This window comes from Variovorax sp. GW821-FHT10D07 (assembly GCF_059415325.1).
The window spans coordinates 940,625-954,679 of record NZ_JBWKMZ010000001.1 but is presented as its reverse complement, the minus strand read 5'-3'; the positions used below and the strand labels follow the sequence as shown (position 1 = coordinate 954,679).

At 70.5% G+C, this 14,055-nt stretch carries 16 protein-coding genes; 12 read left to right on the top strand and 4 right to left on the bottom strand.

Annotation, left to right across the window (positions count from 1 at the left end):
* On the top strand, positions 1–600 hold the full coding sequence (locus tag AC07PU_RS04345; protein WP_490878678.1) for a nuclear transport factor 2 family protein: 600 nt from the start codon (positions 1–3) through the stop codon (positions 598–600).
* A gap of 31 nt (positions 601–631) precedes the next feature.
* Here the strand turns inward: AC07PU_RS04345 and AC07PU_RS04340 are convergent, their stop codons facing one another.
* Positions 632–1,621, bottom strand: a complete 990-nt coding sequence (locus AC07PU_RS04340) for a Bug family tripartite tricarboxylate transporter substrate binding protein (protein ID WP_495315531.1) — start codon at positions 1,619–1,621, stop codon at positions 632–634.
* Positions 1,622–1,769: 148 nt separating this feature from the next.
* On the opposite strand from AC07PU_RS04340, the gene AC07PU_RS04335 reads away from it, so the two are divergent.
* The 8 genes from AC07PU_RS04335 (at position 1,770) to AC07PU_RS04300 (ending at position 9,976) form a co-directional block, all read left to right on the top strand.
* On the top strand, positions 1,770–2,327 hold the full coding sequence (locus tag AC07PU_RS04335; protein ID WP_495315529.1) for a VOC family protein: 558 nt from the start codon (positions 1,770–1,772) through the stop codon (positions 2,325–2,327).
* Positions 2,320–3,819: a bifunctional 3-(3-hydroxy-phenyl)propionate/3-hydroxycinnamic acid hydroxylase MhpA gene (gene mhpA / locus AC07PU_RS04330; RefSeq protein WP_495315527.1), complete on the top strand. Its 1,500-nt coding sequence runs from the start codon at positions 2,320–2,322 to the stop codon at positions 3,817–3,819. The genes AC07PU_RS04335 and mhpA overlap by 8 nt, the downstream gene beginning before the upstream one ends.
* Before the next feature lie 33 nt (positions 3,820–3,852).
* Entirely contained in the window at positions 3,853–4,590 is a 738-nt protein-coding gene (locus tag AC07PU_RS04325) for an IclR family transcriptional regulator (RefSeq protein WP_495315525.1), read from the top strand.
* A 31-nt stretch (positions 4,591–4,621) separates the two neighbouring features.
* Positions 4,622–5,479, top strand: coding sequence for a fumarylacetoacetate hydrolase family protein (locus AC07PU_RS04320; protein WP_495315523.1), 858 nt, complete (start codon positions 4,622–4,624; stop codon positions 5,477–5,479).
* A gap of 18 nt (positions 5,480–5,497) precedes the next feature.
* Positions 5,498–6,469, top strand: coding sequence for a tripartite tricarboxylate transporter substrate binding protein (locus tag AC07PU_RS04315; protein ID WP_495315521.1), 972 nt, complete (start codon positions 5,498–5,500; stop codon positions 6,467–6,469).
* A gap of 14 nt (positions 6,470–6,483) precedes the next feature.
* Positions 6,484–7,053 carry an NADPH-dependent FMN reductase gene (locus AC07PU_RS04310; protein ID WP_495315519.1) on the top strand — a complete coding sequence of 190 codons (570 nt, stop codon included), beginning with the start codon at positions 6,484–6,486 and terminating at the stop codon, positions 7,051–7,053.
* Between the two features lie 21 nt (positions 7,054–7,074).
* Positions 7,075–7,674, top strand: coding sequence for a molybdenum cofactor guanylyltransferase MobA (gene mobA / locus AC07PU_RS04305; RefSeq protein ID WP_495315517.1), 600 nt, complete (start codon positions 7,075–7,077; stop codon positions 7,672–7,674).
* A 169-nt stretch (positions 7,675–7,843) separates the two neighbouring features.
* Positions 7,844–9,976 (top strand): hypothetical protein, encoded by a 2,133-nt coding sequence (locus AC07PU_RS04300; protein WP_495315515.1) that lies wholly within the window; start codon positions 7,844–7,846, stop codon positions 9,974–9,976.
* A gap of 21 nt (positions 9,977–9,997) precedes the next feature.
* On the opposite strand, the gene AC07PU_RS04295 is transcribed toward AC07PU_RS04300, so the two are convergent.
* Positions 9,998–10,786 (bottom strand): AraC family transcriptional regulator, encoded by a 789-nt coding sequence (locus AC07PU_RS04295; protein ID WP_495315513.1) that lies wholly within the window; start codon positions 10,784–10,786, stop codon positions 9,998–10,000.
* Positions 10,787–10,857: 71 nt separating this feature from the next.
* Here AC07PU_RS04295 and AC07PU_RS04290 point away from each other — a divergent pair, with 71 nt between their 5' ends.
* Positions 10,858–11,517: a pyridoxamine 5'-phosphate oxidase family protein gene (locus tag AC07PU_RS04290; protein WP_495315511.1), complete on the top strand. Its 660-nt coding sequence runs from the start codon at positions 10,858–10,860 to the stop codon at positions 11,515–11,517.
* A gap of 49 nt (positions 11,518–11,566) precedes the next feature.
* Positions 11,567–11,953: a hypothetical protein gene (locus tag AC07PU_RS04285; protein ID WP_495315509.1), complete on the top strand. Its 387-nt coding sequence runs from the start codon at positions 11,567–11,569 to the stop codon at positions 11,951–11,953.
* A gap of 1 nt (position 11,954) precedes the next feature.
* Here the strand turns inward: AC07PU_RS04285 and AC07PU_RS04280 are convergent, their stop codons facing one another.
* Both AC07PU_RS04280 and AC07PU_RS04275 read right to left on the bottom strand, forming a co-directional pair.
* The gene (locus AC07PU_RS04280; RefSeq protein WP_495315507.1) at positions 11,955–12,461 is read right to left on the bottom strand and encodes a GNAT family N-acetyltransferase; all 507 of its coding nucleotides are present in this window, start codon (positions 12,459–12,461) and stop codon (positions 11,955–11,957) included.
* On the bottom strand, positions 12,458–12,910 hold the full coding sequence (locus AC07PU_RS04275) for a winged helix-turn-helix transcriptional regulator (RefSeq protein ID WP_296799944.1): 453 nt from the start codon (positions 12,908–12,910) through the stop codon (positions 12,458–12,460). Before AC07PU_RS04275 ends, AC07PU_RS04280 begins: the two co-directional genes overlap by 4 nt.
* A gap of 46 nt (positions 12,911–12,956) precedes the next feature.
* On the opposite strand from AC07PU_RS04275, the gene AC07PU_RS04270 reads away from it, so the two are divergent.
* Positions 12,957–13,898, top strand: a complete 942-nt coding sequence (locus tag AC07PU_RS04270; protein WP_495315504.1) for an aromatic alcohol reductase — start codon at positions 12,957–12,959, stop codon at positions 13,896–13,898.
* Positions 13,899–14,055: the final 157 nt, after the last annotated feature.

Sequence of the window (14,055 nt, the reverse complement as noted above, 5' to 3'; positions counted from 1 at the left end):
ATGCCATCGAAGTCCGAACCTATCCTCCACCAGGCCGCCATCGCCGAACTGATCCAGCGCTGGGCCTTTTGTCGCGACAACGCGCGCTGGGCCGCGCTGAACGACTGCTTCACGCCCGCCGGCGACATCGCCGTGAGCTGGTTCCGCGGCCGCCATGTCGATTTCGTCGAGGCCTCGCGCCGATTGCAGGGCCGCAGCTTCAACCGGCACCGCATGCTCGGCACGCTGTGCGAGGTGGAGGGCGAACGCGCCTGGGCCGAGTCGGCCGTGATGATGATCGGCTTCGGCAGCCTGGACGGCACGCCGGTGCGATGGGAATGCCACTTCCGCTTCATCGACCTGCTCGCGCAGGAGGAGAGCGCGTGGAGGCTGGCGCGGCGCACCGCCGTCTACGACATGGACAGCCTCGTCGCGGACGCCGAGGGCGCCACGCTCGCGCTCGATGCGAAGCGGCTGTCGCGCCTGCCGCGGCCGTACCGCTACCTCGGCTACCGCCTGCTGCAGGCCGGACACGAGGTTCCCCTCGACCTGCCGACCGCCGACTCGGAGGCCGAGCGCGAACTGCGCGAGCAGGCGCGCGCGTGGCTGCGCCGGCCCTGAACCCGCGCGATGCGGAGAACGCACGCCGCGCTCAATCGAGCTTGACCCGCGCCTCGCGGATCACCTTGCCCCACATCGCGCGATCGGCATCGATGAAGGCCTTGAACTCCGCGGGCGTGTTGCAGCGCAGCTCGCCGCCGTAGTCGCGCCACTTGCGCGCGAGTTCGGGCGACTGACAAGCCTTGCGCATCGCCGCGCTGAGCTTCTCGAGCACGGGCTTGGGCGTGCCCGCGGGCGCGAGCAGCCCTTGCCAGGCGATCGGCGCGTAGTCGGGCAGGCCGGCCTCGGCGAAGGTGGGCACGTCGGGGAAGCTCGGCGCGCGCTCCTTGCCGGTGATGGCCAGCAGCTTGAGCTTGCCGGTGTGGATGTTGCCCGCGGCGGCCGGCAGGCCGTCGAACATCAGCTGCACCTGGCCCGCGATCAGGTCGACGTAGGGGCTGCTGCTGTTGTAGGGCACGAGGTTGGTCTTCACGCCCGCGGCGCTGTTGAACCACAGGGCCGACAGGTGCGAATAGCTGCCGATGCCCGCGGTCGCGACCGCCACCGAATCGGGCCGGGCCTTGAGCGCGGCGATCAGTGCGCGCGCGTCGCGCGCCTCCACGCCGGGCGTGGCGATCAGGCCGGTGTTGAGCACGCCGAGCAGGCTCACGGGCGCGAAGTCCTTCTCGGCATCGAAGGGCAGCTTCGCATAGAGATGCGGCACCACCGACAGCGAACTGGTGGTGCCGATGTAGAGCGAGTAGCCGTCGGCCGGCGCCTTCGCGGCGACCTCGGTGCCGATGATGTTCGAGGCCCCGGGGCGGTTCTCCACATAGAAGCTCTGGCCCAGCAGCTTCGTGAGCTCGGCCGCGATCTCGCGCGCGTTCGCGTCGGGGCCGCTGCCGGCGGGGAAGGGGGCAATGATCCGCACCGCCTTGCTCGGGTAGTCGGCCTGGGCCCAGGCCGCGCCCGCCAGCAGGCCCGCGACGGCGATGCATCCAGGGGCCAGCCAGCGGCGGCCCCGCGTCTTCGAAACGTTCATCGGTTTGTCTCCATTCGATCTTGGGTGCGGTTTGCACCGGTCGCGATGATAGAGAAAACGTAGTTATTGTCAAAATACGAGAATAACTATATTATTTCGACATCGAAACGGAAAAGCTCCGTGCGATTTATCGTTTGGAGACATTGAGATGACGGATTTCGGCCCTTCGGACCTGCAGTTCAGCCACATCGGCCTCTACGTGAGCGACCTGCCGCGCATGGCGCGCTTCTACAAGCAGGCGCTGCGCTTCACGCAGACCGACGCGGGCGACCTGGGCCCGGTGCAACTGGTGTTCCTGAGCCGCGATCCGCGCGAGCACCACCAGCTCGTGCTGGCCACCGGCCGGCCCGCGAACCCGGGCTTCAACGTGGTCAACCAGATCTCGTTCCGCGTGCCCGACCTCGGCGCGCTGCGCCGCTTCCACGACCGGCTGCTGGCCGAGGGCGCGAGCGAGATGCACCCGGTCACGCACGGCAACGCCATCTCCGTCTACTGCCGCGACCCCGAGGGCAACCGGCTCGAGCTGTTCATGGACACGCCCTGGTACTGCGACCAGCCGCTGCGCGAGACCATCGACCTGTCGCAGTCCGACGAAGCCATCCTCGCGCAGGCCGAGGCCATCGCGAAGCGCTTCCCCAAGTTCATGAGCCGTGCCCAATGGCAGGCCGAGGTGGCGCGCCGCATGCAGGAAGACCAGCGTGGCTGAAGCGATGCGCATGCACGACGTCGCGATCGTCGGACTCGGGCCCACCGGCGCCACGCTCGCCAACCTGCTGGGCGCGGCCGGGTTGTCGGTGCTGGTGCTCGAGAAGGAGGCCGGCATCTTCCCGCTGCCGCGCGCGATCCACTTCGACGGCGAGGTGCTGCGCATCCTGCAGGGCGCGGGCCTGCGCGAGCAGGTGCTGGCCATCGCGCGCCCCGGCGAGCAGGGCATGCATTTCGTCAACGGCGCGGGCGAGACGATGCTGATCCGCGGCGGCAGCGCCGCGCTCGGCCCGCATGGCTGCGCCAACAACTACTACTTCCACCAGCCCGAGCTCGAGGCCGTGCTGCGCGAAGGCCTCGCGCGCTTTCCCAACGTCGAGCTGCGTCTGCGGCACGAGCTGACCGGCATCGCGCAGGACGCGGACGGCGCCACGCTGAGCGTGCGCGACCTGCACCGGCAGGAGAACACCACGCTGCGCGCGCGCTATGTCGTCGGCTGCGACGGCGCGCGCTCGCCGGTGCGCCGGCAGATGGGCAGCGCGATGGTCGACCTCGGATTGCGCCAGCCCTGGCTGGTGTTCGACGTGCTGCTGCGGCAACCGGTCGCGCTGCCCGACCACACGGTGCAGCACTGCGACCCGGCGCGGCCCATGACCTACTGCAACGTGGTGGGCGACCGGCGGCGCTGGGAGATCATGGTGCTGCCCGACGACGACCGCGAAGCGCTGGTGCAACCCGACACGCTGTGGCGGCTGGTCGCGCCCTGGGTGAAGCCCGAGCAAGCGCGGCTTGAGCGTGCCGCCATCTACACCTTCCATTCCGTCATCGCGCAGGGCTGGCGCCAGGGCCGGCTGCTGCTGGCCGGCGATGCCTGCCACCAGACGCCGCCGTTCCTCGGGCAGGGCATGTGCGCGGGCATTCGCGACGCGGCCAACCTCGCCTGGAAGCTCGAGGCCGTGCTCGCGCGCGGCGCGCCCGAGACGCTGCTCGACACCTACGAGTCGGAACGCGCGCCGCATGTGCGCGCATTGATCGAGCTCGCGGTGCGGCTCGGCAACATCATCCAGACCACCGATCCCGCGCGCGCGGCCGAGCGCGATGCGCGCTTTCGCGCCGGGCGCCCCGAGATCTTCGAGCTGCCGCCGCAGCTGCTGGGCCAGGGCGCCTTCGATGCCGACGCGGGCTCGCCCGCGGGCCGGCCCTTTCCCCAGCCGCGGCTGGCCGACGGCCGCTTGCTCGACGAGCTGCTGGGCCGGCGCAGCGCGGTGATCGGCAGCCCCGACGCGCTCGCGGCCGCCGCGCCCGCCACCGCCGAACGCTGGCGCCGCGCCGATGCCGTCGTCATCGACCGGCCCGACGCGCCGCTGCGCCACTGGCTCGCGGCCCACGACGCGCGGGCGGTGATACTGCGCCCCGACCGATATATCGTCGGCGTCGCGCGCACGGGGCACGATCTGGATCGCATCTCGCAACACCTCCCCGTCGCGCCATGACACTCTGGAGGAATTGGCGTGCCGGAAAAATCCATGTCCAGCCTGGGGCGCATGCTGGGGGTGCTCGACCTGTTCGACGACACCCACCTGACGCGCACGGCGGACGACATCTCCGCGGCGCTCGAGGTCTCGCTGCCCACGGGCTACCGCTATGTGCGGCTGCTGCTCGAGGCCGGGCTGTTGCAGCGCGTGGAGGACTCGCACTACGCGCTCGGGCCGCGGATCATCCTGCTGGACCACTACATCCGCAATGCCGACCCGGTGCTGCGCGAAGGCATCCCGGTGATGCGCGAGCTGGTGGCCGCCACCGGCTTCGACTGCGTGAGCTCGGGCATCTTCGGCATGCAGGTGCTCGACACCCATCGCGAGATGGGCGGCGCGCCGCCGACGCTGGCCTACGGGCGCGGCCGGCCGCGGCCGCTGTTCCTGGGCGCCGCGCCCAAGGTGCTGCTGTCGACCTTCGCGCCGCCGCAGCTGCGCAAGGTCTTCGATGCCCGCCACGACGAGGTCGTGCGCAGCGGGCTGCCGGCCGAGTGGAGCGAATTCCGCCGTCTCTACGCGAGGATCCGCAAGGCCGGCCACTACGTGTCGATCGGCGAACTCGAACCGCAGCTCGCGGCCGTGGCCGCGCCGATCCCGAAGGCCGACGGGGGCGCATGGGCCGCCATCCAGCTGGTCTTCGACACCTCGCGCCTGTCCATCGTCGACCTCGACAAGATGGTTCACCTGATCACCGAGGGCGCGCAGCGCATTGGAGGTCGGCTGGCGTAGTTCTATTCCCATCACTCCTCACGGACAGACCATGAAACTCATCAGCTACCAACTCAACGGCACCGACAGCTACGGCGCGGTGACCGGCGACCGCGCGGACCGCGTCGTCGACCTGCGCCAGATCTTCGGCGAGCGCGCCGCGGACCTGAAGGCGCTGATCGCGGCCGACCTGCTGGCCGAGGCCGCCACGGCCGTCGGCCAGGCGAGCGCCACGCTGGCGCTGAGCGAGCTTCAGCTGCTGCCCGTGATTCCCAACCCCGGCAAGATCGTCTGCGTGGGCCTCAACTACGGCGAGCATGTGCGCGAAACCGGCCGCGAGATCACCGAGCAGCCCACGCTGTTCCTGCGCGTGGCCGAATCGCAGCTCGCGCATGGCGAGGACATCGTGCTGCCGCCCGAGTCGACGCGGCTCGACTACGAGGGCGAGATCGCGGTCGTGATCGGCCGCGGCGGCCGGCGCATCGCCGAGGCCGATGCCTGGGCGCACATCGCGGGCTATGCCTGCTACAACGACGGCAGCATCCGCGACTGGCAGACCGCCACGCCGCAATGGACCGCCGGCAAGAACTTCTGGCACACCGGCGGCTTCGGCCCCTGGATGGTCACGCGCGACGAGATCGCCGACGGGCGCGTGATGACCCTGGTCACGCGGCTCAACGGCCAGGAGATGCAGCGCACCACCACCGACAAGCTGATCCACAGCATCCCGCGCCAGATCGCGCACATCTCGGCCTTCACGCCGCTGGCCGCGGGCGACGTGATCGTGACCGGCACGCCGGGCGGCGTGGGCGCCAAGCGCAACCCGCCGGTGTGGATGAAGCCCGGCGACATCGTCGAGATCGAGGTCGACGCCATCGGCGTGCTGCGCAACGGCATCCGCGCCGAGTAACCCGCCGGCGGCATTCCCATGAACCGACGATTCGATCGCCGCAGCGCGCTGCTGCTCGCCGCGCTGTGCGCCGCGCTGCCCGCCGCGGCAGCCTCCGACTATCCCTCGCGCCCGATCCAGATGATCGTGCCCTTCGCCGCCGGCGGCGGGCTCGACATCAATGCGCGCAGCCTCGCGCAGGCCATGTCCGAGAACCTCGGCCAGCCCTTCGCGGTGATCAACCGCGACGGCGCGGCCGGCACCATCGGCCTGAACACGGGCGCCGGCGCGCGCGCCGACGGCTACACGGTGGTCTTCACGCCCGCCGTGCCGCTGACCAGCGAGCCGCACCGGCTCAAGGCGCTGAACTACGGGCTCGATTCCTTCCGCTACGTCTGCAAGGTGTTCGACAACATCTTCGCGATCGCGGTGCCGGCCAGGTCGCCGTACCGCAGCGTGCAGGACATCCTGGCCGACGCGAGGAAGGAACCGGGCAAGGTCAGCTACGGCACCTCGGGCACCGGCTCGATCCCGCACCTGGGTACCTCGGACATCGAGGCCGCCACCCGGGTCGCGCTCACGCACGTGCCCTACAAGGGCGACGCGCCGATGCTGCAGGACCTGCTGAGCGAGCGCCTGAGCTTCGGCGCCGTGCTCGCGAGCTCGATCACCGGCCACCTGCAATCGGGCGCGCTGCGCCTGATCGCGGTCTACACCGACAAGCGCCATCCCTCGTTCCCCGACGTGCCCACCCTGAAGGAGTCGGGCGTGCCCGTGGTGCAGGCGAGCTTCGGCGGCGTGCTGGTGCCCGCGAAGACGCCCGACGCTGTGGTCGCGCGCCTCGAGTCCTCGTGCCGCGAGGCCGTGGCCTCGCCCAAGTACCAGGCCTGGGCGCGCGGTGCCAACCAGGTGGTCGACTTCCAGCCGGGCAAGGACTTCGAGCGCCAGGTGCGCGAGGACAGCCGCCTCAAGGCCGCGACCCTCGCGCGCCTCGGACTGGCCACGCCATGACTTAGGATTCGGCGATGACCCGTCCCATCCTCCATACCCTGATCTGCAGCACGCGGCCTGGCCGCGTGGGTCCGGCCGTCGCCCAATGGGCGCACGGCATCGCCGAAGCGCACGGCGGCTTCGACGTCCGTCTCGTCGACCTGGCCGCCTTCGGCCTGCCGGTGTTCGACGAGCCCGAGCATCCGCGCCTGCAGCGCTACACGCACGAGCACACGCGCGCCTGGAGCGCGAGCGTCGCCGAGGCCGATGCCTTCCTGTTCGTGCTGCCCGAATACAACTTCGCGCCGCCGGGCGCGCTGGTCAATGCCCTGAACTACCTCGTGCGCGAATGGCAGTACAAGGCCGTCGGCTTCGTGAGCTACGGCGGCATGTCGGGCGGCATCCGCGCGGTGCAGGTCACCAAGCAGCTGCTCGGCACGCTCAAGGTGGTGCCGATGCTCGAGGCGGTCGCGTTCACGAACGTGGGCCAGCAGTTGCAGGCCGAGGGCGGCCTGTCGGCCAACCCCGCCAACGCGGCGGCCGCGAAGGCGATGCTCGACGAGCTGCTGCGCTGGACCTCGGCGCTGCGGACGCTGAGGTCGTAGGCCTCGGGCGAGAATGCGCGCATGAACCTCATCGCGCGCGAAGACATCACGGGCCTGGTGCTGGCCGGCGGCCGCGGCAGCCGCATGGGCGGCGTCGACAAGGGCCTGCAGGACCACCGCGGCACGCCGCTGGCGCTGCATGCGCTGCGCCGCCTGCAGCCGCAGGTGGGCACGGCCATGCTCAGCGCCAATCGCAACCTGCCCGACTACGAGGCGATGGGCGTGCCCGTGTGGTCCGATTCCATCGAAGGCTATGCGGGGCCGCTCGCGGGCCTGCTGACCGGGCTCGAGCATGCGCGCACCGATTGGCTGGTCACCGTGCCCTGCGACACGCCGGACTTTCCGCCGGACCTGGTCGACCGGCTGGCCGAGGCCGCGGCCGCGCAGGGCGCCGAGATCGCGATGGCCGCCACGCGCGAAGACGGCGAGCTGCGCGCGCAGCCCGTGTTCTGCCTGCTGCGTACCGGCCTGGCGCCGAGCCTGCTCGCCTTCCTGCAGGCGGGCGAGCGCAAGTTCGGCCAATGGACCGCGCAGCACCGCAGGGTGCAGGTGGCGTTCGACGATGCGGCCGCCTTCTTCAACGCCAACACCAGCGACGAGTTGCGCCAGTTGCAGCGCTGAGTGCCGTCGATCCGGCGCCGCGCGCGCCGTCCGTCGATCTTTTGCACCCCTTACCGTTCGCTGACCTCTTTCCCGCCGCGTCGCCCTAAGTTCCATCTCGCGCAGAAGCCGGTCGCTTGTGCCGCGGAACTTCACCAGGGCGCTGACCACGCAGCAAGACGGATCGACGATGGATCAAACGGAAAGCACGAGGCGCCGCCTGCTGACGCGCGCCATGACGGCGGGCATGGGCGCCGCGCTGGCGGCCTGTGGCGGTGGTGGCGGCGGCGCGGGCGGGTGGGCCGTTCCACCGCTTCCCGGCCCGGGCGACGGGGGCGCGGGTGGTGACGGCGGCGGCGGAGGGACCGGTGGCCGGTTCAGTTCGGAACAGCGCTCCGAAGCCACCTGGCGCGTCGCCGAGAAGTACGAGCAACTGCTCGGGGCACGCACCGCCAGGCCCTTCGAGGCGCTGCGCGACTGGGTCCTGCTGCAGCCCGAGTACAACGCCGTGGACATCGACACCGACAGCCTGTGGGCACGCTTCACCGACGGGCGCTACTTCCTCTTCACCGACGACTGGAAGACCGGGGCGCCGGCCGCGCCCACGGCACCGCGCGAAGGCGATCTCGCCGCGCGCCAGCAGCGCGCCGCCCCTCTCGCGGCCGGCGACATGCAGGTGCCCGGCAGCGACAAGGCGCTGCTGCTCAAGCTCAAGGAAGACATCTTCTCGCCCGAGGGCGATGCGGCCATCGCCAAGGCCAAGGCGGCGCTCGAGAAGCGCGGATGGACGGTGCCGGCGCAGCATGTGCTGACGCTCGAGGCGCTCAAGAATGCCGGCGAAGTCGGGCTGCTCTATCTCAACGGGCATGCCGCGGTCTACGGTCCCAAGGAAGGTCCCGACGCCTACCGCGACTTCGCGATGCTGACCGAAAACAACTCGAGCGACGACGCCGACGAACTCTACGCACAGGACCTGGACGACCGCTCGATCATCCTGCACCGCGATCGCAGCCGCTGGAACGAGTACCTGCACGGCCAGCGCCGGCCCAACTACGCGATCACCAGCATCTTCATCCGCAAATACCTCAAGCTCGCGCCCAACTCGCTGGTGGTCCTCATGGCCTGCAGCGCGGGGCTGGCCGAGGCCGCGGTGTTCCGCGCCAGCCTGAGCAACGTGGGCGCCTCGGAAATCATCGCCTGGCAGGGCAGCGCCACCGCCGCCGGCTACCGCACGGTCGATGCGCTGTTCGACCGCATGACCGGCGTCAATGCCAACGATCCCAGGACGCCGCCCAACCGCGCCTTCGACTTCGAGGACGTCTGGCGCTACCTCGGCAGCCGCGGCCTGCTGGAGAACCCGCCGACCGGCGAGCCCGGCTCGCGTCCCGCGCCCATCAAGCGCTTCGGGCAGGGCGGCTTCGACCTGACCAATCCGCTGATCACGATGCTCGAGGTCGACTGGAAGGACAAGCTCGTGGTGCACGGCGGCTTCGGTGCCGAGCCCGGCACCGTGAGCGTGGGCGGCACGGTGCTGCCGGTCACGCGCTGGAGCGAGGCCGAGATCGAGCTGACGCTGCCGACCGGCCCGAACGATCCGCCGGGCTCGCACGGCGACGTGATCGTCACCACGCGCAAGCGCAGCAGCAACGTCCGGCCGCTCACTTCGTGGCGCGGCGAGATCGTCTACCTCGCCGAGGAACTGGCGCAGGAGCACGGGCAGGGGCGGCTCACGCGCGAGCTCAGGCTCGAACTGCATCTGCGTGGCGATGGCCATGCCACCCGCACCGAGGTGGACGGCGCGCCGAAGCCCAACACCTGGAACCTGATCGCCGCGTCCGACAGCCGGGCCCGCCATGTATCGGGCGGCTCCATCAAGTACGGCGTGCTCGGCGGGAACACCACGACCTCGCAGCAGGGGCGCGGGGAACTGAGGATCGTCGGCCCGGCGGAGGCGGCCGGCGGCCCGGGCCTGATGGTGGTGATCGGCCGCGTCGACGCCGTGACGCGCCAGCTGCAGATCCTGCCGCTCGTGAGCGTCGGCGACTACTACGACGTCTTCCTCGATGGCCAGCATTCGAACGTCGGCAGGATCCTGATGGAAGTCCAGGGACTCGGGTTCTGGGATCCCAAGGGCTCGGCGCACTCGCACCTGCCGCTGATGTTCGGCACGACGCTGCCGATGGGCGCGAACGGCGCGATCGCGGCCTACGAGCGGACGATCGTGACGGACACCAGCCTCGAGGGACGCCCGGTGATGCAGCAGACGGTCAGGACCGCGGGGCTGAGCGCGACCCCGGCGCTGCGCGGCGACGTGGGCCTGTGAGGCGGCATGCACCGGCCGGCGTCACAGCCGCGCCCGGTAGCTCGCCGGCGTCTCGCCGAAGGTGCGGCGGAACAGCCCGATGAACGCGCTCGGGGTCGAATAGCCGAGGTCGAGCGCGATCGTCGTCACCGAGACGCCGGCCGCGAGCATCTCGAGCGAGCGCATCATGCGCGCGCGCTGCCGCCAGGCCGTGAAGTTGAAGCCGGTCTCCAGCACGAAGCGCCGGCTCAGCGTGCGCGAACTCACTGCCGCCCAGCGCGCCCATTGCTCGAGGTCGCGCTGGTCCGCGGGCTCGGCGATCAGTGCGTGCGCGATGCGCTGCAGCCGCGGGTCGCTCGGCAGCGGCAGGCCGAAGGGCTCGACCGGCAGGCTGCGGATCTCGTCGAGGATGACCGCGGCCACGTGCGCGCGGCTCTCGTCCAGCGGCTTGGGCGCCTCGAGCGGCCAGCTGCAGGCGCGCAGCACCGCCTCGCGCAGCAGGCCCGAGGTGCGGATGGTGCAGGGCCGTGGGGGCAGGGTGGCGCAGGCCGGCTCCGCCACGTAGACGCTCCAGCCATGGAAGGGGCCGTGCGAACGCCCCGAATGCTCCTGGTGCGGCGGCAGCCAGACCGCGTGGATGGCCGGCACGATCCAGACGCCGTCCTCGACGCCGACCGACAGCAGCCCGCGCAGCGAGCCGAACAACTGGCCGCGCGCATGGCGGTGCGGGCCCGAGGCCAGTTCCTCGCCCTGGCTGCCCTCGGCCGCGATGAGGACCGGGCCGTCCGGTCGGTCGACCAGGCCGGCCAGGCGAAGAATGGGATCGGTCATGGCGGATGAGAGCTATCGATTGGCCGATCCAGTCTACAGCCGCCAAGGCCTTTGTCCGTACGCTGGGTGCCATGAACCCAAGACCTCGCCCTTCCTTCGACGACCCGGCCCCGGAACCCGACCTCGACGCGCTGTACGCCGCGCCCTCCGAGATGACCCAGAAGGCGGTGCTGGATCACCTGGTCGACTTCCATGAGGCCTATCTCGCGCGGGCCACCTTCTTCTGCCTCGCCACCGGCAGCGAGCAGGGGCTCGACGCCTCGCCACGCGGCGGCCCGCCGGGCTTCGTCCATGTGCTGGATGCGCACACGGTCGCCTTCGCCGACTGGCCCGGCAACAACCGCATCGAGTCGATGCGCAACCTGCGGCGCGACGAGCGGCTCGCGATGGTGTTCCTGTTCCCGGGCCTCGAACTCTTCCTGCGCATCAATGGCCGCGGCCGGGTCTCGACCGATGCCGGGCTGCTGAACGAATTGCGCGAGGGCGAGCGCATTCCCAAGACCGCGACCGTGGTGCGGATCGACGAGGTGCTGCTGCATTGCGGCAAGGCCATCAACCGCGCCCGGCTGTGGCAGGACAGCGCCCGCCTCGCGCGCGATGCGCTGCCGACCGTGGGCCAGATGATGGCCGCGCTGGGCAGGCGCGCCGATGCCGCGGCCGAGCTCGGCACGGAGCAGATCGCGCAGATCGACGCGCACTACGACCACGCGGTCAGGCACGAGCTGTACTGACGGATCGAGCGCCCCACGAAGGCTTCCCATTTTTTCTGGAGAGAACGCGATGCTGTTCGACACGACGAGATTTCCGCTGGTGTTCCTGAAGGAAGACCCGCAGGCCGATTCGCAGGACGCCGACACCGAGGCGCAACTGGCCACGCTGCTCGAGCGCGGCGAGCGCTTCGTGCTGCTGACCGACCACCTGCCCGGCGACCACCCCGAGGAAAGCCACGAGGACCGCAAGCGCCGCGCGCTGTTCTTCAAGCGCCACAAGGAGCGCATGCGCGCGTTCTGCGCGGGCCTGGTGATCGTCACGGGCGAGCGCACGATTCCCGCGGCGGTGCGGCTGGCGGCGCAGGGCGCGGGCAAGGTGCTGGGGCTGTCCTTCGACTTCGTGCGCAGCGAGAGCGAAGGGGTCGCGGCGGCCGAGCGCTTCCTGGCGCGCGGCTAGTTCAGGCCGTCGCGTCGAAGGCCTCGCTGTACGCAACGCTGCCCGTTGGCACCGCTCCTGCCAGCGCGAGCGCCATGAAGTACTCGGGCGGCACGCCCGGCAGCGTCAGGCCGGGCTCGGCCCTGAAGCCGAAGCGCGCGTAATAGGCCGGATCGCCCAGCAGCACGCAGCCACCGGCGCGCCGCAGGCGCAGCGCGTCCAGGGCCTGCGCCATCAGCTGCGAACCGATGCCCCGGCCCTGGCAGTCGGGCCGTACCGAGAGGGGACTCAGGCCGTACCAATCGCCCGTCTGGCCATCGATGCGAATGGGAGACACGGCCACGTGGCCGACGATCGCTTCGTCCTCGATGGCGACCAGCGACACCGTGAGCTGGCCCCGCGCGCGCAGCGCCCGCACGATGAACTGCTCGGTGTGGCTGGTGTGCGCGGCGTGTTCGAAGGCCGCGATGGTGACGGCTTCGATGGCCGGGGCGTCGGCGGGCGTTTCCTGGCGGATGCGGATGTTCATGGTGTCGGCCCCTCGGGCTGGCCGTGCACCGCATCGAACGCGCGGCGCCGTTCTCTGAAGCCCTCGGCGTTCTCGATCACCCAGGTCCACAGCGGAATCATCTGGTAGAGCAGGCCGCGGCCCAGGCTCGTGAGCTCGTACTCGACGCGCGGCGGCACCTCCCGGTGGTCGAAGCGCAGCACGAGGCCGTCGCGCTCCAGCGCCCGCAGCGTGCGCGTCAGCATGCGCTGCGTCACGCCCGAAAGCCGGCGCCCCAGCTCGGCATGCCGCAGCCGGCCCGACACGCCCAGCGCATGCACCACGCCCAGCGACCAGCGGCTGCCGGCATGCGCGAGCACTTCGCGCTTGAGTCCGTCGTCGTCGTCGCTGAGCGCATCGCAAGCGGCTTGCGATTGCCGGATCAGCGCTTCGATTTTTTCCTGCGGTATCACGCGTGTGCCTTCTTTCATTGGGGGGGGCCGGGTCCAACTGCCGATTTTGATCGGAGATGCATCCATGCCGCAGACAAGACAAGACGCCCTCGAGATCCTGGTGGTGGGCGCCGGGGAACTGGGATCGCGCGTAATTCGCGCACTGGCCGCGAGGGCCGAGCGCGAGGGCGCGCGGATCTCGGTGCTGCTGCGGCCCGACACGGCGTCGTCGCCATCGCCCGTACGGCGCGCGCTGCTCGAAGAACTGGCGACGTTGAAGGTGGCCGTCATCCATGCCGACATCGCTGCGTCCGATGCGCACGGGCTGGCCCGGATCTTTCGCGCGTTCCACACGGTGGTCAATTGCACGGGCTTCGTCGGCGGTCCGGGCACGCAACTGAAGCTCACGGCCGCGGCGCTCGAAGCCGGCGTCGCGCGCTATGTGCCATGGCAGTTCGGCATCGACTACGACACCATCGAGGCCGGCAGCGCGGGCGGACTGTTCGACGAGCAGATCGCGGTGCGCGCGATGCTGCGCTCGCAGCAGGCGACGCACTGGCTCATCGTGTCGACCGGGATGTTCACGAGCTTCCTGTTCGAACCGGCCTTCGGCGTGGTGGACCTCGAAGGCCTGCGCGTCAACGCGCTGGGCAGCTGGAACACGCGCGTGACGGTGACCACGCCCGAGGACATCGGCCGGCTCACGGCGGACATTCTCTTCACCCAACCGGTCGACCACAGCGGCATCTTCTTCACCGCGGGCGAGACCTTGAGCTATGGCCGGCTGGCCGATCTCGTCGAGCAGCGTTTCCAGACACGGGTCGAACGCATCGAGTGGAGCGTGCCGATGCTCGAGGACGAACTCGCGAAGCAGCCGCAGGACACGATGCGCAAGTACCGGCTGGCCTTCGCGCGCGAGCCCGGCGTGGCCTGGGATGTCGGTCTCACCTACAACGCGCAGCGGGGCATCGCGACCGAGGATGTCGCCCGCTTCCTGCGCGGCCATCGGGGTGTCGCGGCGGTGTAGTAACAAATCAGTCATCGTCGGGCGCCAAGATCGCGGGTTCCCAACAGTGCCTGCGCCGTGTCGGTCCTCCCACTTTTCCCATCGTCCCGCCCGCGGCCACGCCCTGGGTGCGGCACGGCCGCCGTCGAGACCCGCTGCGGATGCGCCTTAACGCGCG

Bases quoted from the DNA above. Each gene is read 5' to 3' on its own strand.
- AC07PU_RS04345 (WP_490878678.1), top strand. From the start codon at position 1: ATGCCATCGAAGTCCGAACCTATCCTCCACCAGGCCGCCATCGCCGAA.
- AC07PU_RS04340 (WP_495315531.1), bottom strand. From the start codon at position 1,621: ATGAACGTTTCGAAGACGCGGGGCCGCCGCTGGCTGGCCCCTGGATGC.
- AC07PU_RS04335 (WP_495315529.1), top strand. From the start codon at position 1,770: ATGACGGATTTCGGCCCTTCGGACCTGCAGTTCAGCCACATCGGCCTC.
- AC07PU_RS04325 (WP_495315525.1), top strand. From the start codon at position 3,853: ATGTCCAGCCTGGGGCGCATGCTGGGGGTGCTCGACCTGTTCGACGAC.
- AC07PU_RS04320 (WP_495315523.1), top strand. From the start codon at position 4,622: ATGAAACTCATCAGCTACCAACTCAACGGCACCGACAGCTACGGCGCG.
- AC07PU_RS04315 (WP_495315521.1), top strand. From the start codon at position 5,498: ATGAACCGACGATTCGATCGCCGCAGCGCGCTGCTGCTCGCCGCGCTG.
- AC07PU_RS04310 (WP_495315519.1), top strand. From the start codon at position 6,484: ATGACCCGTCCCATCCTCCATACCCTGATCTGCAGCACGCGGCCTGGC.
- mobA (WP_495315517.1), top strand. From the start codon at position 7,075: ATGAACCTCATCGCGCGCGAAGACATCACGGGCCTGGTGCTGGCCGGC.
- AC07PU_RS04300 (WP_495315515.1), top strand. From the start codon at position 7,844: ATGGATCAAACGGAAAGCACGAGGCGCCGCCTGCTGACGCGCGCCATG.
- AC07PU_RS04295 (WP_495315513.1), bottom strand. From the start codon at position 10,786: ATGACCGATCCCATTCTTCGCCTGGCCGGCCTGGTCGACCGACCGGAC.
- AC07PU_RS04290 (WP_495315511.1), top strand. From the start codon at position 10,858: ATGAACCCAAGACCTCGCCCTTCCTTCGACGACCCGGCCCCGGAACCC.
- AC07PU_RS04285 (WP_495315509.1), top strand. From the start codon at position 11,567: ATGCTGTTCGACACGACGAGATTTCCGCTGGTGTTCCTGAAGGAAGAC.
- AC07PU_RS04280 (WP_495315507.1), bottom strand. From the start codon at position 12,461: ATGAACATCCGCATCCGCCAGGAAACGCCCGCCGACGCCCCGGCCATC.
- AC07PU_RS04275 (WP_296799944.1), bottom strand. From the start codon at position 12,910: ATGAAAGAAGGCACACGCGTGATACCGCAGGAAAAAATCGAAGCGCTG.
- AC07PU_RS04270 (WP_495315504.1), top strand. From the start codon at position 12,957: ATGCCGCAGACAAGACAAGACGCCCTCGAGATCCTGGTGGTGGGCGCC.